The organism is Streptomyces sp. NPDC057438, from assembly GCF_042802995.1.
Lineage (GTDB): Bacteria > Actinomycetota > Actinomycetes > Streptomycetales > Streptomycetaceae > Streptomyces.
In genome coordinates this window covers 16840-41455 of sequence record NZ_JBHVDD010000023.1, presented here as the reverse complement: position 1 = coordinate 41455, position 24616 = coordinate 16840, and the positions used below count along the sequence as shown (strand labels likewise).

Here is a 24616-nt window from a genome sequence, read left to right as displayed (position 1 = left end):
TGACCCAGGGGGACCGGGCCCGCAACTCGCGGCTCGGCGGACCCGTTCGGCCGGCTTCGTCAGCCCCGCCCGGCGGCCCGGCGCACCGCCTCGATGAACCGGCGCGCCGAGGGTGGACCGGGTTTCCCCGGAGCGGGGTCGTGCTCGTTCAGCGTGAGCGTGTAGCGGGTGCCGTTGACGTCGGCCAACGCCCGGTCCTCGTTGGCGAACCAGGGCTTCGAGGCGCGCACCGCCTGCACCGGCGCGCTGTCGATCTCGCTGCCGTAGCTGGTCAGCAGCTGCAGCCGGCCGTCCTCGATCCGGACCTGCCCCGCCCGGGTGAGCTGCCGCAGCCGCTTCCCGATCCGGACGCCCGTGGCCCTGAACTCCGGCTCGGCCATGTATCCCGCCCCCTAGTGCGCCTCGACTGTCCTGTGCCGTGCGATCCGTCGCGGACCGTGCTCCAGTGTGCCCGAGGCCGCCTTCCCCTGAACGGCCCCGGTGACGTCGACTCGGCCCGTGCGGTGAAGTCTGCACGTCCTGCGGGTCGAGCACCAGTGCGCACGGTGGCCCGGGGGCGGGGTTCCGGCGCATGCGCGGCATGCGCCCCCCATGCGCCCCGCGCATCCCTGCCACAGGAGTGCCTTTGAGGTGTTCAAAGGCATGTTTATGCAGGTGAGAAGCGTGTGGAAGGTGTTTATCATCGGGATGTCCGACGCCGCGATCCGCCGTCGGCGCACCGTGAGGAGCACGCCGTGAGCACCCCCCATCCCACTCGTCCGGGCGCGACCCTCGATGTCGATCACAGCGATGCCGGGTACCGCGACTGGCTCAAAGAGGCCGTGCGCAAGGTCCAGGCCGACGCCAACCGCTCCGCAGACACCCATCTGCTGCGCTTCCCGCTGCCCGAGAGGTGGGGCATCGACCTGTATCTCAAGGACGAGTCGACCCACCCCACCGGCAGCCTCAAGCACCGCCTCGCCCGATCCCTCTTCCTCTACGGCCTGTGCAACGGCTGGATCCGGCCGGGCCGTCCCGTCATCGAGGCGTCCAGCGGCTCCACCGCCGTCTCGGAGGCGTACTTCGCCAAACTGATCGGCGTCCCCTTCATCGCCGTCATGCCCCGCACGACCAGCGCCGAGAAGATCCGCCTGATCGAATTCCACGGCGGACGCTGCCACTTCGTGGACGACTCACGGAAGATGTACGAGGAGTCGGCTCGCCTCGCGGCGGAGACCGGCGGACACTACATGGACCAGTTCACCTACGCCGAGCGGGCCACGGACTGGCGCGGCAACAACAACATCGCCGAATCCGTCTTCCGCCAGCTCCAGTTGGAGCGGTTCCCCGAGCCCGCCTGGATCGTCGCCACCGCCGGCACCGGTGGCACCTCGGCGACCATCGCCCGGTACGTGCACTACATGCAGTACGACACCCGGATCTGTGTCGCCGACCCCGAGAACTCCTGTTTCTTCGAGGGCTGGACGACCGGCGATCCCGACGTCACCTGCGACTGCGGATCCCGGATCGAGGGCATCGGCCGGCCCCGCATGGAGCCCAGCTTCGTCCCCGGCGCGGTCGACCGGATGATGAAGGTCCCCGACGCCGCCAGCGTCGCCGCCGTACGCGCCCTGGAACTGGCGATCGGCCGCAAGGCCGGCGGATCGACGGGCACGGGGCTGTGGAGCGCCTTCAAGATCGCCGCCGAGATGGTCGCGGCGGGCCGCCAGGGCAGCGTCGTCACTCTCCTGTGCGACCCGGGCGACCGCTACCTCGACAAGTACTACTCCGACGCGTGGCTGACGGAACAGGGCCTGGACATCGCCCCGTACACGACGGCGATCGAGACACTGCTGGCGACGGGCGAGTGGACGGCCTGAGAGCCCCTTCTCACCGCCGGGTCCCGCAGCGCCCCGTCAGGGGCGCGGGGCCGTTCCGATGTGCGGCTCCGCCGCGTGGGCGCGACCGGCCACGGACGACCCGCGGCCACGGACCGTCCTCGAAACTCGACGGCGCTCAGTCGTCCACGCCGTCGTCGAAGTCCTCCCCGGCCACCACCAGCCGCCGCAGATGCTCAGCGATCTCGGCCCGCGCCTGCGCGGCCAGCCCCGCGTCGGTCACCAGCGTGTCGACCTGCTCCAACGCCGCGAACGAACTCAGGCCCACCGTGCCCCACTTGGTGTGGTCGGCCACCACCACGACCCGCCGCGCCGACTGCACCAGCCGCCGGTTGGTCTCGGCCTCCGCCAGATTCGGAGTGGACAGACCCGCCTCGACGGATATGCCGTGCACCCCGAGGAACAGCACGTCGAAGTGCAGCGCCGCGATCGCCTGATCGGCCACCGGCCCCACCAGCGAGTCGGACGGCGTGCGCACCCCACCCGTGAGGACCACGGTCGCCGCCCCCTGCCGGGGACCCGTCGTGCGCTGGGCGGCGTGGAAGACATCGGCGACCCGCACCGAATTGGTGACCACGGTCAGATCCGGCACGTCCACGAGCCGGTGCGCCAGCGCGTACGTCGTCGTGCCGCCCGACAGGGCGATCGCCGACCCCGGGGCGACCAGCTCCGCGGCGGCCCGCGCGATGTCCTCCTTGGCGCTCAGCTCCAGCCCGGACTTCGCCTCGAAACCGGGCTCGTGCGTGCTCGCCTCGGCCACCGGCACCGCGCCGCCGTGCACCTTCTCCACCGCGCCCTGGCGGGCCAGCGCGTCCAGATCGCGGCGCACCGTCATGTCCGACACACCGAGCCTGCGGGTCAGCTCGTTGACCCGGACCCCGCCCCGCCGTCGCACCTCGTCGAGGATCAGGGCTCGGCGCTGCTCCGCGAGGAGGTTCTGGTTCTCACTCACGCCCGCTCCGGTCCTCTCGCCCCATCACGCCCGACACGCCTTCATTACCCCCTCCGACGAGGACATTCCCCCGTCCCCGGTCCCGAGGACGTCCCATATTCGCACGGTCCACCACGGGCGAGGCCATTACCTGCACGGTCACCCGCACGTCACGCACCGTTTCCCGCGCCCGTCACTATCACATGGATCGAGGAGATTCGGTGACCACAGGTGTACGAGGCCGTCTCAGCGGCGATCATCAGTGCCTGCACATCACCTGACTTGCGGTGCGTCACGGGGGAAGCGGAACAGTGGATCGTGCGAGGGAACATACGGCACATACGGGACCCGGGGAACATCGGGAACCCGCCGGGGCGCGGAGGCCCCCGGAATCCGGCCTGCCGGGGCCGGAGGGTCCCGCCCTCGAACTCCTCGTCCACGGTGTCGGCGGAACCAGCCCCGACCGCATGCTCGACGATCCGCGCACCGTCCGGATCACCGGCGACGACACCGCCGCCGTGTTCCGCCGCGTCGACGACGCCGAGGCCGAGAGCGAGCCGGACGCCCACGGGGGCAGACCCGTCCCCGAGGCGTACGTCTGGTGCAACCTCACCTCCGGCAACGGCTCCCGCGCCCTGTGGCTGCTGCTCCTGCCGTTCATGGTCGTCAACCTCGCCCACTGGATGCGGCCCGGCGCCGGCGACCGCCGCCGGACCGTACGCCTCTACGGGCTGCTGGTCCGGCTGACCGGCCTGACCCTGACCGTGCTGCTCGTCGCCGCTGCCTGCGAGGTCGCGCTCGATCTGACCGCCTGGCAGTGCGCGGGCGCACGCGACTGCGCGCGGGCGCACACCTGGCTCGGATTTCTCTCCCCGGCCGTCTCCGACGACGGCTGGTGGAGTCTGCCCGGCCGCCGTCTCGCCCTGGCGGCCCTGGTGCCCAGCGCCCTGACCGGCCTGCTGTGGTACCTCTCCCACCGCACCTGGAGCGAGTACGAGTCCCAGCGCCCCATGGAGCACGGCGACACCTCCTCCGAGGACGAGAAGGCGCCGCGAGACGGGTCCGAGGCCGAGGACACCGCACGCGTCGCCCTCGGCCGGCCCGGCTTCTGGTACGGGCGCCGCCTCGTGGCCAGGATGCGTGCCGCCCATGTGGCGGCCGGCTTCCTCACCGTGGCGGCGGCCGTCGGCACGTCCGCGGCCCGCCACGACCGCGGGGCGGGCGGCCCCGCGGTCCTGGAGCTGCTCGGCAGGCTGCTGGAGACGGCACTCGTCGTGCTCGCCGTCGTCGTGGTGTGGGTGGTGTGCCGCCGGGGCCGCAGCGAGTGGCGCCTCGACAAGCACCTGGACGCGCACCTGGTACGCCGCCTGCCGGGCTGCTCGATCGCCGTGCTCCTCCTCGCCGCGCTGTACGCCGGCTGGTCACGCCCCGGCTGGCGGTCGGCGGGACGGTTGCCTGGGGACGTCACCTTCGGCGGGATCACCCTGGTCCAGGGTGTGCTGGTCCTCGCGCTCGGCGTGGTCGCCCATGTGCTGTACCGCTCCCGCCCCGATTCGCGCACCGCCCTGTACGGTCTGGCCGGCCCCGCCGTCGCCATGCTCGCCTGTGCCCTCGGCGGCGTGATGTCCGCCGGGGTCGCCCAGCGCGTCGCCGACTGGCTGGGCGGCACGGACGACGCCCTGCCCGGTCCCCCCGTCCTGCTCACCTGGCAGGCCTCCGTCATCCCGCCCCTGCTCCTGGTCGTGCTCGGCCTCCTCGGCTGGCTGGCCCGCCGCACCCTGGTCCTGCGGCGGGAGGAGACGGCGGCGGTCGAGCGGGAGTACGGCCTGACACGGGAGCGGCCCCACGAGGAGCGCCCCGGCGAGGAGCACGAGTCGCGCGACGCGGGCCGGACCCGCCGGATCGCCCGCACCCGGGCCATGGCCGCGCTCACCGACCGGGCGCCCCGCCTCGTCGGCGTCATCTCCACCGTGACGCTGCTGCTCGGCGCGGCCGCCCTGACCGGCGCCCTGGCGACGCGCGAGACCCCGGCGCGGGCGGCGCTCGGCTCGCCGGCCTTCGTCGCGGGCGCCGCCGAGGCCGCGCAGGCGCTGGGGTCCTGGCTGATCGGCGTGGGCTTCCTGCTGTTCGTCACCTGGGGGCGCCGGGCCTACAAGGACGCCTCCGCGCGCCGCACGATCGGCATCCTCTGGGACGTGGGCACGTTCTGGCCGCGCGCCGCACACCCGTTCGCGCCGCCCTGCTATGCCGAACGGGCCGTACCCGACCTGACCTGGCGCATGGCCACCTGGACCCGCGCCACGGGCGGCCGGCTCGTCATCTCCGGGCACTCGCAGGGCAGCGTCCTCGCGGCGGCCGCCGCATGGCAGCTGACCCCGTCGGACCGCGAACGGGTCGCTCTCCTCACCTACGGATCCCCGCTGGAGCGGCTGTACGGGCGCTGGTTCCCCGCCCACTTCGGTCCCGAGCCGCTCGCCTCCCTGCACCGCGAGATCGACTGCTGGCGCAACCTGTACCGCCGCACCGACCCCATAGGCGGCCCCATACGTCTGACGAGCCGGCACGGGCCGCAGGTCGACGCCGAACCCTGCACGGACCCGCTCGCCTACGGCCGCACCGCCGCCCACCCCCTGCCCGCCCCGATCCTCGGCCACTCCGACTACCAGGCGGACCCGGCCTTCGTGGAGGAACGGCGGCAGCTGCTCGACCGCCTCGACACCGGGCTGCCGGGCCCGCGGACTCCTTAGTCCGGGCAGGAGATGTCCCGCGCGGGTCGCTCGCCCGTGGTGAGGAACCGGGTCACGGCCCGGTCGCCACAGGCATTGCCCGTGCCGAGGTAGACGCCATGACCGCCGCGCTCGACCGTGACGAGCCGCGCGCGGTCACCGAGGGCCTGCCGCATCCTCACGGCGCCGACGTGCGGGGTCGTGGGGTCACGCCGGTTCTGGATCATGAGGATGTTCGAGGGACCCCGGTCGGTGATCCGGGTGGGCCTGTCGGCGGGGGCGTCCTTCCAGAACGCGCAGGGCGGGATGCTCGCGGGCAGCCCGGCGGTGAGGGGGTACCGCGCTCGGTTCGCGGCCACCGCCCGCTCGTACGCGGCCACCGACCTCGGCCAACGCACGTCGTTGCAGATCACCGCCGTCGTGCCCGAGGCGTCCTCGTCGCTCAGGGGCAGAGCCACCTCCGGCGGCAGCACCGGGGTCGCCCGCGGCACCCTGGCCGCGCGCACCAGCCGGGCCAGCCGGGGGAAGGCCGCGTCGTCGTACAGGGCGTTGTGCATGACCTGCCGCAGTCGGTTGCCGGTCAGCGGCACGCCCGGTGTCGTCGACGCCTTCGGGTGGCGGTCCAGTTCCGCGGCCACGGAGAGGAACAGCGGCCGGACGTCCTCGGGACGCCGGGCCAGGCGCAGGCCCTCCGCCTCCCGGGCCGGGTCGGCGGTCCAGGCGGCGAAGTCCGGGAACCGGTCCTCGGCCCCCCGCGCCATGTTCGCCAGCCAGGCCCGCTCGACCCGCCGGGGGTCGGGGTCACCGCTGCTGTCCAGCACCAACCGGTCGACGCGCTCCGGGTAGCGCTGCGCGTACACGGCCCCGACATAGGCCCCGTACGAGACGCCGTACGCCGACAGCTTCGTCTCGCCCAGGGCCTGCCGCAGACTGTCGATGTCGCGCACCTGGTTGGCGGTGCTGAAGCTGCGCAGCACCGCACCGCCGTTGCGGGCGCACGCCTCGGCGGTACGGCGGGAGCGGGCGACGTTCTCCGCGATGCCGCCGTTTGGCGCCGGCCAGGGCCGCAGGGTCACCAGTTGCCGGTCCGCCTCGGGAAGTCCGCAGGACGCACGGGTACTGGCACCCACGCCGCGCGGGTCGAAACTCACGAGGTCGTACGCGGCCCCCGTCTCCCGCCGTAACGCCTCGCCCTGCCGGGTGAGTTTCGCCGTGCCGGAGCCGCCCGGCCCGCCGGGCAGCACGAGCAGGGTGCCGCGCCGTGCCTCGGGGCGCTCACTGGGCAGCCGGGAGACCGCAAGGGTCAGCCGGGGCCCGTCGGGGGAGCGGTGGTCGACCGGAACCGTCAGTTCGGCGCACTGCTGCCCGGCCGGCCCGCCGGGCCGGGCGCAGGAACGCCAGTCGAGGGCGGGGGAGGAGGCCGCCGCGGCGGCCACCGGGCCGGGGAGAACGGTCAGCGTGGTAGCGGCGGCCGAGACGGACAGGGCCAGGACGAGGGCGCGTCGGGTGCGAATCTTCATGCGCCCATGCTGTCGGCCGGACCGCTCCGGTCCCATCCGGCTGACAGCACCCCTGTGGTGGGGTCCTCCCCCTGGGGCACACCCCAGCAACACGGGCTACGGCAGCTCCGGCAAGTCCTCCGCGTAGAGCAGCGTCAGGTCGTCCTTGTCCGGTTCGTCGACCTGCGCCACCCGGCTCGCGTGGCGTTCGACCATCGCCTCGAACGTCTGCCGCGCGGTACGGCCGTTGCCGAAGGCCGGGCCCTTGGGGATCGCCGTGAAGTAGTCCAGCAGGGCCTCGCCCGCGCCCGGCGCCAGCCGGTACTCGTGCTCCTCCGCCTGCTGCTCCACGATGCGCAGCAGTTCGTCGGGGACGTAGTCGTCGAAGGTGATGGTGCGGGAGAACCGGGACGCCACACCGGGGTTGACGGTGAGGAAGCGCTCCATCTCGGCCGTGTAGCCCGCGACGATCACCACCACCGCGTCCCGGTGGTCCTCCATCAGCTTCACCAGGGTGTCGATGGCCTCCTTGCCGAAGTCCCTCCCCGAGTCCTCCGGCGACAGCGCGTACGCCTCGTCGATGAACAGCACACCACCACGGGCGCGTTCGAACGCCTCCTGGGTGCGGATCGCCGTGGAGCCGATGTGTTCGCCGACCAGGTCCACACGGGACACCTCGACGAGATGCCCCTTCTCCAGGACGTCGAGCGAGGCCAGGATCTCGCCGTAGAGGCGGGCGACCGTTGTCTTGCCGGTGCCGGGGGATCCCGTGAACACCAGATGCCGTTTGACGGAGGCCGCCTTGAGGCCGGCCCGTCGGCGGCGGCGGCCCACCTCGATCATGTCGGTGAGGGCACGGACCTCGCGCTTGACGCTGTCCAGGCCGACCAGCGCGTCGAGTTCACCGAGCACGGCCTTGGAGGCCCGCGCCGGGGTCTCGGGCTCCACGACGGACGGGGGGACGGCCGGCGGCTGCTCGGTGGTGCGCTGACCGGGGATCGAGCCCAGCAGGCCGGAGGACGCGGCCGTCGTCTGCGTGGCGGTCTCCTGCGGGGCCGGGGGCCGGACCCCCGCGCTCTCGTCGCTGGTGCAGTCCTCGACCACCGGACCGCCGCCCGTGGTACCGGGACCGCCCTCCGCGAACTCGTAGCCACCGCGCGCGCAGCGCTCCGTACGGCACTTGCGCAGGGTGGCCCGGCAGCCGTCGATGACGTGGAAGCCGTAGCCGCCGCTGCCGGTCACCCGGCAGTTGAGGAAGCTGCCGCGGCCCCCCGCCGAGACGTAGAAGCCTGCCTCGGCGGGCGAGGTGACGGTGCAGCGCTCGATGGTCGGGTCGGCGCCCTTGGTGACGATCACGCCGGTCTGGGTGCCGTCCACCGTGCAGCCGTTGAGGGTGCCTCCGCTGCCGTGGTCGCGGAACCAGGCGCCCGTGGCGGCGTCCCGGATCCGGCAGTCGTCGAGCTGCGCGGTCGCCCCGTCGCTGACCGACACCGCCGTGTTCCGCACCTGCGACAGGTCGCTGTCGACGACGTCCGCGCGCGAGCCCCGGTCCAGCACGAACAGCGCGTCCGGTACGTCGTGCACGCGGCAGGACTCCAGCACCGCCGTCGCGCCGTCGCTGACCCAGACGGCCGGGTAGTCGCCGGTGCTGTCGAAGATCTCGCACTGGTTGGCGTCCACGCGGGTGCCGGGGTCCCACACCGACAGCCCGTTGCGCCCGAACTGCCGTACCGACGTGCGTGTCAGGGTCAGGACGGAGCGCGAGCGAAGGTCCACCGCGTTCTCTGGGATGTCGTGGATACGGCAGTCCGCGAGGGTGAGCACAGCGTCGGTGTCGAGGGTGATCCCGTCGGCCGTCGTGCGGTGCACGTCGCAGTCGGTGAGATGGGCCGTGGCCCGGTTGGTGATCTGCACGCCGCTGCCGCGGACCTCGTACACCTCGCAACCGATCGCCTCCAGGGCGGAGTTCTCCCCGGTCGCCGTCAGGCCCGAGCCCGAGGTGTGGTGCACCCGGCAGCGCTCCAGCCGGGGATGGCCGCCGCCGCGCACGGCGACACCGGCCTGGCCGGCCGCGACGACCTCGCACTCCTCGAACACGCCACCGCCGCCGTCGACCACGGCGATGCCGATGCCGGCCGGGTTGTCCACGGTGCAGCGCCGGACCGTCGGCCGGGCGCCGCCGCGCACCTCGATGCCGGCCGCGGAACGGGTGACGATGCGCAGGTCCAGCAGCTCGGGTGTGCCGTCCTCGACGAGCAGCGCGGGCGCCGCCGCGTCCTGGCCCTCCACATGCAGATCTTGCACGACGGCCGAGGCGGACACGGTCAGCGGCACCCCGTCCGCGGGCGCGATGCGGACCGAGCCGGGCGAGCCCTCCGGGCCGCGCAGCGTGACCCCCCGCTGCACGACGAGGTTCTCCCGGTACGTGCCGGGGGCGACGACGAGCACGTCGCCGTCGCTCGCGGCCTCCAGGGCTGCGGCGAGCGATGCGTACTCACCCGTGCGGCGCCGCCACCGCGATGTACCGGTGTGCGTCACCTGGACCGTGCCCTGTGCCATGGCGTTGCTGTGCCCCCACCTCGTGGAACGCGGGTCGATGCCGAACAGTTCGGCTGGTCGGTCCACCGTAGCGTGCGCGGACAGGGGGAGTTGACCGGAGTGGGAAGGCCGTCAGCTGCCCGCGCCCGTCCTGCCCCAGTCCGGCCCCGCCTTGTCCCACGCCTGGTCCCAGCGGGCGTACCGGCGCAGGACCATGCGCCAGACGATCAGGCGTCTGACGCCCTCCACGAGCCCCGCGGCGAGCACGGTGGAGCCGAATCCGGCCAGCACCGCGTGGGTCGTGGCGGTGGTGGAGTCCAGGGGGCGGCCGACCGTGCGGCCCTGCCGGTCCGTCCACAGCGTGAAGTGGTCCCCGGGCCGCGGGGCCCTGAGGCCGGCCAGGACCGTGCCGCGGCGCTCGGTGCCGTCCGGGCCGGTCCAGTCGGCGACCACGCGGCTCTGCCGGCCGCGGGTGGCGGAGGTCTCCGGATCGGGGTCCAGCGGGGAGCCGTCGACCTTCTTGACGACGGTGGCCGTCACCCGGTGTCGGCTCTGCTGCTGGTCGCGCACGGACTGCTGCAGGGCGCCCTGGGCGGTGGTGCCGGCCACGGTGCCGACGAGGGGCGCGGCGACGACGATCAGCAGCAGGGCCGCGAACGCCAGCCATGCCTCGACCAGATCGGTCGTCCGCCGCAGCGGATTGTGCCGCCAGCGCCACAGCCCGCCGATCGCCCGCAGTCCACCGACCACCCGCATCGCGCCACACCCCCTTCCGCGTCCGTGATAACCCGGGGCGGAGCCGTTCACGGGCGGTCCCGGTCAAGAGAGAGCGAGATCACTCTCCACCGGGCCTTCTCATGAACTTCTCACAAACGCCCAACGGCCGAACCCCGGGCATGTGTTCCCTGCCCGTGAACCGAATCGTAGGAGATTGAATTTTCAAGGGGGAACGGGGGCGTCGCAAACCGGGGACACATAGGGCGGCCGCATAGGGAGCCGCATACCGGCCGCGTCAAGAACGCCCGTACGGCGGCGAGTTCGGGCGCGCTATTCGAGTATCCGCACCGCATCGCCGATCCGGACCGTGCCGCCGGATTCCGGCACGAGGTTCTGCCCGAAGGCCAGCTTGTCGCCGAACCGGCGGTGGCGGGCGAGGGTGCGCAGGGGTTCGCGGCCGCGCTCGCCGGTCTCCTGGTCGGTGGTGGTCACCACACACCGGCCGCACATCTTCGCGACCCGGAAGGTCACCTCGCCGATCGCGATCCGCCGCCAGCCGTCCTCGGCCCAGGCGTCCGTGCCGTCGACGACCACGTTCGGCCGGAAGCGGCTCATGGGGAGCGGGCCCTCTTCGGGATGGTCGCCCCGCGCGACCAGCGCGTTGAGCGCGTCCAGCGAGGCAAGGGCGGTCAGCAGCAGCGGATAGCCGTCGGCGAAGCTGACGGTCTCACCGGGGCGGGCGAACTCGGGGTCGAGCGGGCGGCGGGTCGCCGGGTCGTCGAGGTGCGCGAGCCGTACGGAGACGCCCAGGTGGTCGCTGAACCAGGCGTGCGCCGCGGCGTCGGCGAGGACCCCCTCCACCTTGTCCCGCCAGATCTCCACGGTGACCGTGCCGGTGGGCTCGGGCACGGGGACGGTCAGCGGCGCGCGGCCGGCCGCGGACAGCAGGAGACCGCCGCCGGGCAACCGCCCGGCGGCGGCCAACGCCATGCGCGGATGCGGACGTTGAGTGATGACCTTGCCCGAGTCGTCGACCAGCACCCATCGACGGTCCCCCGCCAGCCCCCAGGGCTCCACGACGGCCTCGTCGGGGGCGAAGCCCCGGGCCGCCTTCAGCGGGTGGACGTGGATCGAGTGCAGCGACGGGTTCCCCATGGGGTCATCCTGCCAGCAGACCGTGACAACCCCACGCGAAATGTGCCGAGTGCCTCAGTACCCGCGGTACTGCTGGCCGTTGTACGGATCCTGCTGGTACGGGGCCGAAGGGGCCGGACGCTGGGCCGCCGGGCGCATGGCCTCGTATCCGGCCATGGGCCGTTGCTGCTGCTGCGGCTGGGCGCCCGGGTAGCCGCGCGGGCCCGCGACCTGCTGCGGGATGTACGCGTTGGGTGCCTGCTGCAGCGGCGAGGGCTGCTGCGCCTGCGGATAGCCGTAGGCGGACTGGGACGGGCCGGCCGGCAGCGCGGGCAGCGCCGACGGCAGTGCGGGCAGATTGCTGCCCGGGGTGTCGTACTGGGCGGGTACCCGGATCGGGGCGATCTGAGGGGTTCCCCGCTCGGCGACGAGAGAGTCGTAGATCGGGGTGTCCGCGAAGGACGAGGCGGAGTAGTAACCGCCGCCATAGGTGGAGCGGGGGGAGGTCATGGCACATAAGTTAAGCCCACGATGTGCTGGTTGGGGAGACCGATAAGAGGGTTGTTTTCCGTGTCGGCAGTGACGCCGGACCCCCAATGCGAGCGAAGTCGGCGAAAAAGGGCAGCAAAGCGCGTACTGATCGTGTAAGGGCCGAGTTCCCGGCGGGTTACCGACGGTCGGTCAGGAACTTTCGGTAGGGGATCTGGGGGTTCCGGGCCCCGGGGGAATAGGTTTGGCGCCGACAACGGATCCGGCCGGATCCGACGGTCCGCGTGGGACGCGGTCTGGCGACGACCTTCTGGATGACCTTCTGATGGGGGCGGACATGTCAATGCCGAAAGGATCGAACACCGCGGTGCCGACGACCGCGCTGCGCGTGGAGCTGGGCCGGCGTTCCGGGCCGGGTGTGCCCGACACGGATGCCTCGGCGCTGCTGCTCGTCGGCGGAAAGGTGCGCTCGGACGCCGACTTCGTCTTCTACAACCAGCCCGCGCACTCCTCCGGCGCCGTCCGGCACGAGGGCAAGCGGGACGCGAGCGGCCAGGTGACCGAATCGCTCGTCGTCGATCTCGCGCGCGTGGAGGCGGCCGTCGAGACCGTGGTCGTGGCCGCCTCGGCGGACGGCGGCACCTTCGGGCAGGTGCCCGGCCTGCACATCCGCGTGCTCGACGAGCGCGCGGGCACCGAGCTCGCCCGCTACGACAGCACGGACGCGGGCGCCGAAACCGCTTTCGTGCTGGGGGAGTTCTACCGTCGGCAGGGCGCCTGGAAGTTCCGCGCCGTCGGCCAGGGCTACAGCAGCGGACTGGAGGGCCTCGCCACCGACTTCGGCATCACGGTGGACGAACCCCAGCAGACGGCCACACCGCCCGCCCCCACGCCCGTCGCCCCTCCCGTCACCGTGCCGCCGCCGGTGACCAGCGCCCCGCCCCCGCCGCCCGCCCCTCCCGCGACGCCCCCCGCCCCGGTCCGCCTGACCAAGGTGACGCTCACCAAGGAGGCCCCGGCGGTCTCGCTCACCAAACAGGGCGGCACATCCGGCGCCATGCGCGTGAACCTCAACTGGGAGGTGCACAAGCAGTTCAAGGGGTGGGGCAGCAAACTGGGCCGGGCCGTCGCCATGCACGCGGACCTCGACCTCGACCTGTGCGCCCTGTTCGAACTCTCCGACGGCAGCAAGGGAGTCGTCCAGGCGCTCGGCAACGCCTTCGGCTCCCTGCACCAGCCGCCCTTCATCCACCTCGACGGCGACGACCGCACCGGCGCCGTCAGCAGCGGCGAGAACCTGACCGTCAACCTCGACCACAAGCAGTACTTCCGGCGCATCCTCATCTTCGTCACCATCTACGAGGGCGCCCGCTCCTTCGCCGATCTCCATGCGACGGTCACCCTCCAGCCGCAGCACGGCGCGCCCATCGACTTCTCCCTCGACGAGTGCACCGTCCCCTCCACCGTCTGCGCACTGGCCCTCATCACCAACCAGGGAGGCGATCTCATCGTCCAGCGCGAGGCCCGCTACCTCGTGCCCGAACGCGGAGTGAGCCCGCAGCGTACGGTCGACTACGCCTACGGGTGGGGGATGAACTGGACCCCCGGCCGGAAGTAGCCGCGCTACCCCTCGTCGGGGACCGGCTCCGGGCGTGCGTAGGTGCGGCCCTTCCAGGCCGCACCTCGCCCCTGGTGGTGCCGCACCGCGGAGTCCACCGTCATGAGCAGATACAGGAACGCGGTGAACGGCAGCAGCGGAGCGAGCCGCAGGGGCTGACCGTAGTAGCGGAGCATCGGCAGGTACGTCACCGTCATCAGCAGCCAGGCGAGGCCGCCCAGGAGCGCCGTCACCGGGTCCCGGGTCAGCAGCCCGGCCAGGAGCGCGACGGGCGGCAGGAGATACACCAGGGCGAGGCCGAGGACCGTGCCGGCCAGCAGCAGCGGGCTGTGCAGCAACTGGGCGTAGGCGCTGCGCGCGACCATGTGCCACAGGTCGCGCAGCCGGGGGTAGGGCCGCACGCTGTCGACCCGCTCCGCCAGCCCCAGCCAGATCCGCCCGCCGCTCCTCTTCACCGCCCTCGCCAGGGCCACGTCGTCGATGACCGCCTGCCGGATCGCCTCCGGGATCCGCGCCCGCTCGACGGCCTCGGTGCGCAGCAGCACACAGCCACCGGCCGCCGCGGCCGTGCGCGAACCCCGGACGCCGATCCACCGGAACGGATACAGCTGGGCGAAGAAGTAGACGAAGGCCGGCACGACCAGCCGCTCCCACGGGCTCTCGGCACGCAGCCGCGCCATCTGGGAGACCAGGTCGAATCCGCCGGTACGGGCGGCCGCCACCAGGGCGCGCAGGCTGTCCGGCCGGTGCGCGATGTCCGCGTCCGTCAGCAGCAGGAACTCCGGACCCCGCACGCGTGCCAGCTCGATCCCGTGCCGTACGGCCCAGAGCTTGCCCGTCCAGCCGGGGGGCGGCTCCCCGGGCGAGGACACCGTCAGGGCCGGCCCGCCGTGCCGCCGGGCCAGGTCGCGGGCCAGGTCACCGGTGCCGTCCGAGCTGCCGTCGTCGACCAGGAAGATCTCCGCCCGGCCGGGATAGTCCTGGACCAGCAGCGACGGCAGGCTCTCGGGCAGTACGCCGGCCTCGTCGCGGGCGGGGACGACGACACAGACGTACGGCCAGTCGTCGGGATCCCGGCGCGGGGGCAGACGCACATCAGTGCGCCAGAAGAAGCCCTGGCCGAGCAGCAGCCACAACCAGGCGGCGAGTGATCCGGCGGCGGTCCACGCGATGGCGCTCACATCCGCAGTCTGCCCCACGGCGGCGGCCGTACCGAGGCCATCGTCTATCGTGGCCGGGTGAAGATCGCGCTCATGGACTCCGGTATCGGTCTGCTCCCCGCCGCCGCCGCGGTACGGCGGCTGCGGCCCGACGCGGATCTCGTGATCTCCTCCGACCCCGACGGCATGCCCTGGGGCCCGCGCACGCCACAGGACCTCACCGAGCGCGCCCTCGCCGTCGCGACGGCGGCCGCCGCCCACGCGCCCGACGCCCTGATCGTCGGCTGCAACACCGCCTCCGTCCACGCCCTGCCCGCCCTGCGCGCCCTCCTCGAACCCGGCCTGCCGGTCATCGGCACCGTCCCGGCGATCAAGCCCGCCGCGTCCGGCGGCGGCCCCTTCACCATCTGGGCCACACCCGCCACCACGGGCAGCCCCTACCAGCGCGGCCTCATCGAGGAGTTCGCCGACGGCGTCGCGGTCACCGAAGTGCCCTGCTGGGGCCTGGCCGAGGCGGTGGAGCACGCGGACGACGCGGCGATCGACGCCGCGATCGCCGCGGCCGCCGCCCTCACCCCCGACGACGTGACGACCGTCGTCCTCGGCTGCACCCACTACGAACTGGTCGCCGAACGCATCCGCGCGGCCGTCCAGCAGCCCGGCCGCCCGCCGCTCGTGCTGCACGGTTCCGCCGGCGCCGTGGCCGCCCAGGCGCTGCGCCGCATCGGCGAGCTGCCCAAGCCCGAGGCGGACTGGACCGGGGCGACGCTGACCGTCATCCTCAGCGGCCGTGAGGGCGGGCTGCCCGCCCCGGCCCTGGCCTACGCCGAGGGCGCCCTCCTGCGGACGACCGCTCCCGTACCGGCCGCCCCACCGCAGCAGTGACGTTCCGCGACGCGGAGCAGTGACCGTCCGCGACCAGGTGCCCGCGCTGCGGAACCTGAGTAGGCTCAAAGCCATGAGGGACCACCCCCACGGTGAGACGGGTACCCCTGCGGGCCCGGGCTCCGAGGTCTGGACCGGCCGCGCGACCAACCGCGGCCAGTGGCTGCTGGCGCTCGGCGGCGCCGCGTTCATGGCACTGGGCATCGAACTCGCGGTCGACTCGGCGTGGACGTCCGGTACGGCCCCGCTCGTCATGGCCGTCGTCGGCTGCATCGCGGCCGGACTGCTCGTCCTCTTCGGCACCCTCGCGTTCGTGCACGTCTCCGTGCGGGTCGACGACGAGTGCCTGGAGGTCCGCTGCGGCCACATCGGCGTGCCCCGCCGCCGTATCCCGCTCTCCCAGGTCGCCGAAGCCGACTTCGCCGCCTGCGTCACTCCCCACCAGTGGGGCGGCTGGGGCTATCGCTGGCGGCCCGAGAAGGGCACCGCCGTCGTCGTGCGACGCGGGGAGGCCGTGGTGCTGCGCCTCTGGGACGGCCACACGTTCACGATCACCGTGGACGACGCGGAGTCGGCCGTCCGGGTCATCCGTGCCCGGCTGAGCCCGAAGGCGTCCGGTGCCGCCCGCTGACCACCCTGTTCCTCGCAGGCACCCCCTGCTGTTCTAGCGGTCCTAGCGGTCCTAGCGGTCCTAGCGGTCCTAGCGGTCCTGGCGGTCCTCGGGGCCGGCCGCGCCGAGGCCGTCGTCCTCGTCCGTCAGGGGCCGGGCCGTCGCCAGGCCCGCCAGCAGGCCCGCGCCCGCCGTCACCGTCGTGAAGCTCAGCGCGTTGCCGACCGAGGCGATCGCGGCCAGCGCGGTCAGGGCCGCGCCGGCGGTGAGGACGACCGGAGTGGATCGCGGGGCCCGCCACAGCACGTACAGGAGCCAGCCGAACACGGCGGCGAGCAGGGCGACCCCGACGAGACCCTGCTCGGCCGCGAGCTGCAGCGGAGCCGAGTGGGGCCGGTCGTCGGACGGCAGCGACAGGGCCACCGTCGGGCTCAGGTCCCCGAAGCGGCCCGGCCCCGTGCCCAGCAGCGGTTCGTCGTGGGCCAGGCCGAGCGCGTCGTGCCACAGCAGCACCCGGTGCGCAGTGAGCTGCCCCTCCAGGGAGTCGGTCGGTCCGGCCGGCAGTGCGTCCTCGGCGATCGCCCAGACCGTCGCCGTCACCAGGACCGTGCCGGCCGCGAGCCCCGCGAGCCCCAGGCCCCGGTGGCGCATCCGGTCAGCCGCGAGCGAGCACAGCAGCACTCCGACACACGCGGCGACACCGGTGGTGGACCCGAGCACGGCCGCCGTCACCGCGATGCCGCAGGCCAGCAGCCGCAGGGCCAGCCGTGGCCCCGGGGAGCGCGCCGCCCACGCGGCGCAGCAGGCGGCGCCCGCGGACAGGGCCAGCAGGGCCGCGGTCGCACCGGTGTGCCCGAGCGGCGGGATCAGCGGCGAGCCCGCCACGGTGTGCGGGGCCGTGACCGCCAGACCGAAGCCGACCAGCGCCGCGGCGGACGGTGCCAGCACCGGAAGCAGCGACCCGCAGATCCGGCCCGCCGCATAGCCGGCCGCCACGGCGAGCACCGCGAGCAGCACCCCCTCCGGACGGCCGCCCCGCGCCGCCGCCGTGGTGAGCGACCAGGCCGCGCACGCCCCCAGCAGCAGCACACCCGTGACGTCGGAGACGTTCCGTCTCTCGTGTGCGGCCGGCGCTCCGGCCGCGGACCGCGTCCTCATGGACCCCAACCCGTCGCCCCCCGACGCCTCTCACCTGTGACGGGCCCCGACCGCCCGGACTCGTCCGGCCGCACGTCAGAGGCTCGCGCACACCGTAACGGGTGATGCGCCGGTTTGTGGACGAGTTGTGCAGGAACGTTGCGGCCGGGATACGACAAAAGCCTCACCCGGGACGCCCGGGCCACGCTGTCGGCGCCGGGGTGACGCGCCGTACACTCCCCGAGTGACCGTCACCGCCACTCCCGTAGACGAGCCGGAACAGCTCGAACCCCAGGCCACGCCCGTATCCCGGGTGTCCCGATGGGGCGCCCGGCTCCTTCCGGCCGCCGCCGCGGCGCTCTCCGGGGTGCTGCTCTACGTCAGCTTCCCGCCCCGGACCCTGTGGTGGCTGGCCCTGCCGGCCTTCGCCGTCTTCGGCTGGGTGCTGCGCGGCCGCGGCTGGAAGGCGGGCCTCGGCCTGGGCTACCTCTTCGGCCTCGGATTCCTGCTTCCGCTGCTGGTGTGGACCGGGGTGGAGGTGGGCCCCGGGCCATGGCTCGCGCTCGTCGTGATCGAGGCGGTGTTCGTGGCGCTCGTCGGCGCGGGTGTCGCCGTCGTCTCGAAGCTGCCGGGCTGGCCGGTGTGGGCCGCCGCGGTGTGGGCCGCCGGTGAGGCGGCACGCGCGCGTGCCCCGTTCCACGGCTTCCCCTGGGGCAAGATCGCCTTCGGGCAGGCGGACGGTGTCTTCCTGCCGCTGGCCGCGCTCGGCGGCACACCCGTGCTCGGCTTCGCAGTCGTGCTGTGCGGGTTCGGGCTGTGCGAGGCGGTCCGGCTGCTCGTCGCGAACCGGCGCACCGGCGAGGCCGTTCGCCGGGGCACCGCCGCCGTGGCCGCGCTCTCCGTGGCCGTCCCCCTGGCCGGCGCCCTCGCGTCCCGGGCCCTGGTGAGCGACGAGGCCGAGGACGGCACGGCGACCGTGGCGGTCATCCAGGGCAACGTGCCGCGCCTGGGGCTCGACTTCAACGCCCAGCGGCGGGCCGTGCTCGACTACCACGCCAAGGAGACGGAGCGGCTGGCCGCCGAGGTGAAGGCGGGCAAGGCCGCCCGGCCGGACTTCGTGCTCTGGCCGGAGAACTCCTCCGACATCGACCCCTTCGCCAACGCCGACGCCCGCGCGGTGATCGAGCGGGCGGCCACCGCCATCGGCGCCCCCATCTCCGTCGGCGGTGTCGTCGAGCGGGACGGCAGGCTCTACAACGAGCAGATCCTCTGGGACCCGGAGAAGGGCCCCGTCGACACCTACGACAAGCGGCAGATCCAGCCCTTCGGCGAGTACCTGCCGCTGCGGTCGCTGATCGGCGTCATCAACAGCGAGTGGACGTCCATGGTCCGCCAGGACTTCAGCCGGGGCACGGAGCCCGGCGTGTTCACCATGCACGGTGCCGAGGTCGGCCTCGTCACCTGCTATGAGGCGGCCTTCGACTGGGCCGTGCGCTCCGAGGTCACCGACGGCGCCCAGCTGATCTCCGTGCCGAGCAACAACGCGACCTTCGACCGCAGCGAGATGACCTACCAGCAGCTCGCCATGTCCCGGGTCCGCGCCGTCGAGCACAGCCGCACCGTCACGGTGCCGGTGACCAGCGGCGTCAGCGCCATCATCATGCCGGACGGCAGGATCACCCAGAAGACGGGCATGTTCGTCCCGGACTCGCTGGTCCAGAAGGTGCCGCTGCGCTCCTCGCAGACGCCCGCCACCCGGTTCGGCATCGCGCCCGAGATGCTTCTGGTGCTGGTCGCGGCCGGTGGGCTCGGCTGGGCGATCGGGGCCGGTGTGCGCGGGAGGCGCGCCGGTGGCGTGTAGCCGTACGCCTCGCGTGCGCGTGCCGTAACGGCGGGAGTGAGGGAACCGGCCCGTTAGGGTCGGCTCCATGGCTACCCCTGACTTCATCCGCACACTGCGTGCCTCCGCCGGCAACCAGCTGCTCTGGCTCCCCGGAGTCACCGCCCTCGTCTTCGACGACGAGGGCAGAGTGCTGCTGGGCCGCCGGTCCGACACCGGCAGGTGGGCGCTGATCGGCGGTATCCCGGACCCGGGGGAGCAGCCGGCGGCCTGCGCCGTGCGGGAGGTCTACGAGGAGACGGCGGTGCGCTGCGTGGCCGAACGGATCGTCCTCGTCCAGGCGCTGGACCCGGTGCGGTACGACAACGGTGACGTCTGCCAGTACATGGACACCACGTTCTACTGCCGGGCCGTCGGCGGCGAGGCCCGGGTCAACGACGACGAGTCACTGGACGTCGGCTGGTTCTCGCTGGACGCCCTGCCGGACCTGAACGAGTTCGCGCTGTTCCGGATCAAGCAGGCGATGTCCGACACGGTCACCTGGTTCGACCCCACGGCCTGAGGCCGGATCCCACCGGGCCCGGTGGGATCCGTGGCCCGGTGTGCCCCACGGTCAGGCGGTGGGGCGTACGAAGACCGGTTTGAGGTGCTTCTCCGGGAGCGCGTCCGGGAGCTGCTCCCAGTCGAGGACGTGGGAGACGACCCGGGCGGGGTCGACCTTTCCGGAGCGGGCCAGTTCGCCAATCTCCTATGACGATCGTTATAGCGAGACCGTACACCGCCCAGGGGGGCACTCCGGCGGTGCGGGGCGGTGGGCGGGGGTTCGTTTTCGGCCGGGAATCGCGGTAAGGTCGCCCTAAGTGGACATCTGTCCGTCAGTGCCGGGCGTGCGTCAGGAAGGACGGGCGAGTGGTGTCGGCCAGTGAGGTTCCCCAGCGGTCCGACGCACAGCGCAATCGTGAGCGCATCCTCAAGACGGCGCTGGCCGAGCTGTCGCGGTCCGCGGACGTCCCGCTCAGTACGATCGCCAAGAAGGCGGGCGTGGGGCAGGGCACCTTCTACCGCAACTTTCCCAGCCGCGAGGCACTCGTCCTGGAGGTCCATCGCCAGGAGGTGCAGGAACTCGTGGACGGCGCGGCCGAGTTGCTCCGGACGCTGGAGCCCGACCGGGCGCTGCGCGCGTGGCTGGACCACCTCGCCCGCTACGCCACCGCCAAGGCCGGCCTGGCCGACGCGCTGCGCCGGGCCACCGCCGCGACGGGCGGCCCGGCGAAACCCGGCTCCTCGCTCCTGGTCGCCGCGATCGAACGCCTGCTGCAGGCCAACCACGACGCCGGAACCATCCGCCCGGACATCACCGCCGACGACTTCGTCCTCGCCATCGCCGGCGTCTGGCAGCTCGATCCCGAGGGCGACTGGCACCCGCGCGCGGCCCGCCTGTTCGACCTCGTCATGCGCGGCCTGCGCACGGGGGCATCCGGCCGGGGGTGAGGCGTCCGAGCCCGTCGGCCGTCAGCGCCTCACTCGTTGGCAGGGTGACCAGTCCGATCACCAGCGTCTGGAGCCCGCGCCGCCGTACCGCCGCCCGCGCGGCCCGCCACACGGCCCTCATGCGGTCGGCTCCAGGGCGTGCTCACCGGTGACCCGACCGTCGGTGAACTCGACGAGGCGACTGGCGCAGCGCGCCCAGGCCGTCGTGATCGCGTACGAGAAGGGTCTGGTCAGGGCGGGTGGCGCCTGAGGCGGGCCAGGAGCGCCGTGCCCCGGCGCGGGTGATCGCGGTCGGGAACGAAGATCGGGTCAGAATCGTTCACGTGCTGCACACCTACTGAAGGAGCAAGCCCGTGTCCGCCAGACAGACGGACTCCCCGGGGCACAGTCCCCGACCACCTCGCCGAACCTCGGCTGATCGATCCGATCGCGGCACGCGACGGGGTGGTGCTCGATGAGTGCCGTGAACGCCGTACTGGGCCTGCTGGCCGTCCTCGTCCTCACCGCCGGCACCGGCTATTTCGTCGCCCAGGAGTTCGCCTACGTCTCCGCCGACCGGCTCGCCCTCGCCCGTGAGGCGGCGGCGGGCGACCGGCGGGCCGCCCGTGCCCTGACCGTGCTGGAGCGGCTGTCGTTCATGCTGTCCGGTGCGCAGCTGGGCATCACCGTCACCGGTCTGGTCGTCGGCTTCATCGCCGAACCGTCCGTCTCCGCGTTGCTCGAACCGGCCCTCACCGGCGTCGGCGTCCCGCAGGGCGCGGTCGGCGGGATCTCCGTCGTCCTCGCGTTCACGGCGGCCACCGTCGTCCAGATGGTCCTCGGCGAACTGGCACCGAAGAACCTCGCGCTGGCCGTCCCCGAGCGGCTGGCGAAGTCCCTGGCAGCCTCCACGCTCGCCTATCTCAAGGTCGTGGGCCCGCTCGTGCACGTCTTCGACGGCGCGGCCAACCGCCTGCTGCGCAAGGTGGGCATCGAGCCCGTCGAGGAACTGCACCACGGCGCGACACTGGAGGAACTGGGCCACCTCATCGGTGAGTCCCACGAGCAGGGCGAACTGCCCAAGGACACCGCCGAACTGCTCGACCACGCCCTGGAGTTCTCCGAGCGGACCCTCGACGAGGTGATGGTGCCACGGGTGGCCGCCGTCTTCGTGCGCGAGGACGCCTCCGCCGCCGAGGCCGTGGCACTGATCGCGCGGCACGGTCACTCGAACTACCCGGTGCTCGGCGACCACCCGGACGACGTCACCGGCGTCCTCGGTGTGCGCGAGCTGATGCGACTGCCCGCCGGACCCCTCACCGCCACCACCGCCGGAGCCCTCGCCCGCCGCCCGCTGCTGCTGCCGGACACCCTGCCGCTGCCGGACGCCGTGACGCGGATGCGTGAGCAGGACGACGAGTTCGCCGTGGTCCTGGACGAGCACGGTGGCCTCGCCGGCATCGTCACCTACGAGGACATCGCCGAGGAACTGGTGGGCGACATCGCCGACGAGTCCGACACCGTCACCGAACTCGCGGTCGCCGACGGCACGGGCTGGCTGGTGGACGCCGGGCGCCGCCTCGACGAGGTCGCCGACGCCACCGGTGTCGACCTGCCCGAGGAGGAGGACTACGACACCGTCGCCGGACTGGTCGTGGACCGCCTCGGCCGCTTCCCGGCCATCGGCGACCGGCTCGCCGTCGACCTGCCCGACGGCGGGCGCGCCGTCATCGACGTCACCACGCTCGACCGGCACGTACCGGGCCGGGTCCGCCTGGAGCGGCTGCCCGTGCGCGAGCGCGAGGAGGAACAGGCATGAGCTTCCCCATGGCACTCCTCGTCACCGTCGTGCTGCTGATCGGCAGCGGGTTCTTCGTCGCCGCCGAGTTCGCGCTCGTCGCCGCCAAACGCCACCGTATGGAACAGGCGGCGGCCACCGGACAGCGCGGCGCCAGAGCCGCCCTCGCCGGGATGCGCGAGCTGTCCCTGATGCTGGCCGGCGCCCAACTCGGCATCACCGTCTGCACCCTGGGCCTCGGCTCCGTCTCCAAGCCCGCCATCTCGCACGAACTCGACCCCCTCCTGAACGACCTGGGCCTGCCCAGCGCCCTCAGCTACGGTGTCGCGTTCCTCGTCGCCATGGTGGTCGTGGTGTTCCTGCACATGGTGGTCGGCGAGATGGCGCCCAAGTCCTGGGCCATCGCCCACCCCGAGCGCTCCGCGATGCTGCTGTCCCCGCCCTTCCGGGCCGTGGTCAGGGCCGTACGGCCGCTGATCGGGGTGCTCAACCGGGTCAGCAACGCCCTCGTACGGCTGTGCAGGGTCACCCCGCGCGACGAACTGGCCTCCGTGCACAACCGCGAGCAGCTCACGCATCTCGTCGAGGAGTCCCAGCGCCTCGGGCTGATCAGCGAGGTCGACTCCGAACTCATCACCCGCTCACTGACGGAGCCCGCGACCCCGGTGAGCGACCTCGTGGTCCCGGCCGCCGAGATCACCGCGGTCGACGCGGACGCCGACGTCGAGGCGGTCCTGCGCGCCGCCGCCGCGCACGACCGCACCCGCCTGCTCGTCCGCGACGGGGACACCACCGTCCTCGGCTCGATCCACGCCCGCGACGCGCTGGTCGCCCGGGCGAAGGGCCGCGCGGTCACGGCACGGGCCCTCGCCCGGCCGGTACCGGATCTGCCGGACGACGCGACCGTGGCCGACGCGATCGACGTCCTGCGCCGGCACCGCGCCACCCTCGCCGTCGTCCACGACGGTTCGGGCCGCCTGACCGGCCTGGTCACCCTGGACGACCTCCTGGCGCGCTATCTGCAACCCCGGGCGGCCTGACCGGCCGCCCCCGGCGCACCACGCGTGGACAGTGCTGTAGAAGTCTCCTGGAGCGTGATCGTTCCAACGGTCCCGCCGGCCGCCCCGGCCGGCGGGACGTCGCGCTGCGCGAAGGAGCAGGTACAGCAGGATGACCGACCCGCACGACCGTACGACCACGAGCCGGCGGCCCCTCCGCCGGGCGCTCGCGGAACGGGCCCGCGCCGTCACGGAGGCCCGCTGGTTCGGCGTCACCGTGTTCGCCCTGATCCTCGCCAACGCGGCGCTGCTGGGCGTGGAGACGTACAGCGCGCTGGTGGCGGGCTGGGGCACCTGGTTACGCCTCGCCGAGCACGCCTTCCTCGTCGCCTTCACCGCGGAGATACTCGTGCGTGCCTGTGCGCACGCCGACCGCCCCCGTGACTTCCTGCGCGACCCGTGGAACCTGTTCGACCTGGCCGTCGTGGTCTCCGCCTTCCTCCCCTTCGCCCGCGACAACGGCACCGTCCTGCGGCTGCTGCGCCTGGCCCGCGTCCTGCGCACCGCCCGCTTCCTGCCCCAGCTGCGCGTCTTCATGGTCGCCGTGGGCCGCAGCCTGCCCGGCACCTTCAGCTTCCTTCTCGTCGGCGCCCTGCTGCTGTACGTCTACGCCATGGTCGGCTGGGTGTTCTTCGCCGCGCACGACCCCGAGCACTTCGGCTCCCTCGGCCGGGCCGTCCTCACCCTCTTCCTCCTGATGACCCTGGACGGCCTCGGCGACGCCGTCCGCGCCGGCCTGGAGATCTCCCGGTGGAGCATCGTCTACTACGCCTCCTACGTCCTCTTCGCCTCCTTCGTCCTCGTCAACGTCCTCATCGGCGTCGTCATCAGCTCCCTCGACGAGGCCCGCGAGATGGAACGGGAAGAGGAGAGGACTCGCGCGCAGGCGGAAACGGCGCGCGTGCAGGAGGAGAGGCTCCGTTCGCCGGGTCCGGCGTGCCCGGCCGCAGAGGGGCGCACCACCGCCGCCGCGGACGAACTCCGCCTCCGCATCCTGGCCGCCCGGCAGGCCCTCGACGCCCTCGAATCGAGCCTGGGGCAGCACCGTCCGCCGATCCCTCACCAACCCGCGGAGGAACCGGTGCCGGAGCCGTCGGGCCGGGTCTGAGCGACGCGCCCGTCCCGGTCG

At 73.1% G+C, this 24616-nt stretch carries 20 protein-coding genes and 1 pseudogene; 11 read left to right on the top strand and 10 right to left on the bottom strand.

The features are described from left to right. Positions 1–59: 59 nt before the first annotated feature. Positions 60–380 carry a hypothetical protein gene (locus ACFU5F_RS15625; RefSeq protein WP_005474746.1) on the bottom strand — a complete coding sequence of 107 codons (321 nt, stop codon included), beginning with the start codon at positions 378–380 and terminating at the stop codon, positions 60–62. Between the two features lie 354 nt (positions 381–734). On the opposite strand from ACFU5F_RS15625, the gene ACFU5F_RS15620 reads away from it, so the two are divergent. Beyond that, entirely contained in the window at positions 735–1859 is a 1125-nt protein-coding gene (locus tag ACFU5F_RS15620; protein WP_383887127.1) for a PLP-dependent cysteine synthase family protein, read from the top strand. Between the two features lie 136 nt (positions 1860–1995). Here ACFU5F_RS15620 and ACFU5F_RS15615 read toward each other — a convergent pair whose 3' ends face one another. Beyond that, complete coding sequence (locus ACFU5F_RS15615) at positions 1996–2829, bottom strand: DeoR/GlpR family DNA-binding transcription regulator (RefSeq protein ID WP_383887125.1); 834 nt, start codon at positions 2827–2829, stop codon at positions 1996–1998. Between the two features lie 290 nt (positions 2830–3119). Between ACFU5F_RS15615 and ACFU5F_RS15610 the strand changes: the two genes are divergently transcribed. Continuing rightward, on the top strand, positions 3120–5555 hold the full coding sequence (locus ACFU5F_RS15610) for a hypothetical protein (protein ID WP_383887123.1): 2436 nt from the start codon (positions 3120–3122) through the stop codon (positions 5553–5555). Here the strand turns inward: ACFU5F_RS15610 and ACFU5F_RS15605 are convergent. The 5 genes from ACFU5F_RS15605 to ACFU5F_RS15585 form a co-directional block, all read right to left on the bottom strand. Beyond that, entirely contained in the window at positions 5552–7054 is a 1503-nt protein-coding gene (locus ACFU5F_RS15605) for an alpha/beta hydrolase (RefSeq protein WP_383887121.1), read from the bottom strand. The two genes, ACFU5F_RS15610 and ACFU5F_RS15605, sit on opposite strands and share 4 nt — an antisense overlap. A gap of 96 nt (positions 7055–7150) precedes the next feature. After that, positions 7151–9592 carry a right-handed parallel beta-helix repeat-containing protein gene (locus tag ACFU5F_RS15600; protein ID WP_383887119.1) on the bottom strand — a complete coding sequence of 814 codons (2442 nt, stop codon included), beginning with the start codon at positions 9590–9592 and terminating at the stop codon, positions 7151–7153. 111 nt (positions 9593–9703) lie between these two features. After that, on the bottom strand, positions 9704–10327 hold the full coding sequence (locus ACFU5F_RS15595; protein WP_383887118.1) for a hypothetical protein: 624 nt from the start codon (positions 10325–10327) through the stop codon (positions 9704–9706). Positions 10328–10618: 291 nt separating this feature from the next. After that, positions 10619–11443 (bottom strand): MOSC domain-containing protein, encoded by an 825-nt coding sequence (locus ACFU5F_RS15590; protein WP_383887116.1) that lies wholly within the window; start codon positions 11441–11443, stop codon positions 10619–10621. A gap of 54 nt (positions 11444–11497) precedes the next feature. Beyond that, a complete protein-coding gene (locus ACFU5F_RS15585; protein ID WP_383887114.1) occupies positions 11498–11932 on the bottom strand; it encodes a DUF6643 family protein in 435 nt (144 codons plus the stop codon). 304 nt (positions 11933–12236) lie between these two features. Here ACFU5F_RS15585 and ACFU5F_RS15580 point away from each other — a divergent pair, with 304 nt between their 5' ends. Then, positions 12237–13529, top strand: coding sequence for a TerD family protein (locus ACFU5F_RS15580; RefSeq protein WP_383887112.1), 1293 nt, complete (start codon positions 12237–12239; stop codon positions 13527–13529). A 5-nt stretch (positions 13530–13534) separates the two neighbouring features. On the opposite strand, the gene ACFU5F_RS15575 is transcribed toward ACFU5F_RS15580, so the two are convergent. Next, the gene (locus ACFU5F_RS15575; RefSeq protein WP_383887110.1) at positions 13535–14710 is read right to left on the bottom strand and encodes a glycosyltransferase; all 1176 of its coding nucleotides are present in this window, start codon (positions 14708–14710) and stop codon (positions 13535–13537) included. Between the two features lie 57 nt (positions 14711–14767). Here ACFU5F_RS15575 and ACFU5F_RS15570 point away from each other — a divergent pair, with 57 nt between their 5' ends. Then, positions 14768–15574 (top strand): glutamate racemase, encoded by an 807-nt coding sequence (locus ACFU5F_RS15570; protein WP_383887109.1) that lies wholly within the window; start codon positions 14768–14770, stop codon positions 15572–15574. Between the two features lie 73 nt (positions 15575–15647). Then, a complete protein-coding gene (locus ACFU5F_RS15565) occupies positions 15648–16205 on the top strand; it encodes a hypothetical protein (RefSeq protein ID WP_383887107.1) in 558 nt (185 codons plus the stop codon). A 69-nt stretch (positions 16206–16274) separates the two neighbouring features. Here ACFU5F_RS15565 and ACFU5F_RS15560 read toward each other — a convergent pair whose 3' ends face one another. Further along, entirely contained in the window at positions 16275–17342 is a 1068-nt protein-coding gene (locus ACFU5F_RS15560) for an O-antigen ligase family protein (RefSeq protein ID WP_383887105.1), read from the bottom strand. Positions 17343–17565: 223 nt separating this feature from the next. Here ACFU5F_RS15560 and lnt point away from each other — a divergent pair, with 223 nt between their 5' ends. Both lnt and ACFU5F_RS15550 read left to right on the top strand, forming a co-directional pair. Continuing rightward, on the top strand, positions 17566–19182 hold the full coding sequence (gene lnt, locus ACFU5F_RS15555; protein ID WP_383887103.1) for an apolipoprotein N-acyltransferase: 1617 nt from the start codon (positions 17566–17568) through the stop codon (positions 19180–19182). Positions 19183–19249: 67 nt separating this feature from the next. Continuing rightward, entirely contained in the window at positions 19250–19723 is a 474-nt protein-coding gene (locus tag ACFU5F_RS15550; protein WP_358948488.1) for an NUDIX domain-containing protein, read from the top strand. 51 nt (positions 19724–19774) lie between these two features. Here the strand turns inward: ACFU5F_RS15550 and ACFU5F_RS15545 are convergent. Continuing rightward, positions 19775–19900 (bottom strand): annotated as a pseudogene (locus ACFU5F_RS15545) (dehydrogenase); the annotation flags it as partial. A 170-nt stretch (positions 19901–20070) separates the two neighbouring features. On the opposite strand from ACFU5F_RS15545, the gene ACFU5F_RS15540 reads away from it, so the two are divergent. The 4 genes from ACFU5F_RS15540 (at position 20071) to ACFU5F_RS15525 (ending at position 24595) form a co-directional block, all read left to right on the top strand. Continuing rightward, positions 20071–20652, top strand: a complete 582-nt coding sequence (locus ACFU5F_RS15540) for a TetR/AcrR family transcriptional regulator (RefSeq protein WP_383887101.1) — start codon at positions 20071–20073, stop codon at positions 20650–20652. A 454-nt stretch (positions 20653–21106) separates the two neighbouring features. Beyond that, a complete protein-coding gene (locus ACFU5F_RS15535; RefSeq protein WP_383887099.1) occupies positions 21107–22450 on the top strand; it encodes a hemolysin family protein in 1344 nt (447 codons plus the stop codon). Continuing rightward, positions 22447–23469 (top strand): hemolysin family protein, encoded by a 1023-nt coding sequence (locus tag ACFU5F_RS15530; RefSeq protein WP_383887096.1) that lies wholly within the window; start codon positions 22447–22449, stop codon positions 23467–23469. The genes ACFU5F_RS15535 and ACFU5F_RS15530 overlap by 4 nt, the downstream gene beginning before the upstream one ends. 130 nt (positions 23470–23599) lie before the next feature. After that, entirely contained in the window at positions 23600–24595 is a 996-nt protein-coding gene (locus ACFU5F_RS15525; RefSeq protein ID WP_383887094.1) for an ion transporter, read from the top strand. Positions 24596–24616: the final 21 nt, after the last annotated feature.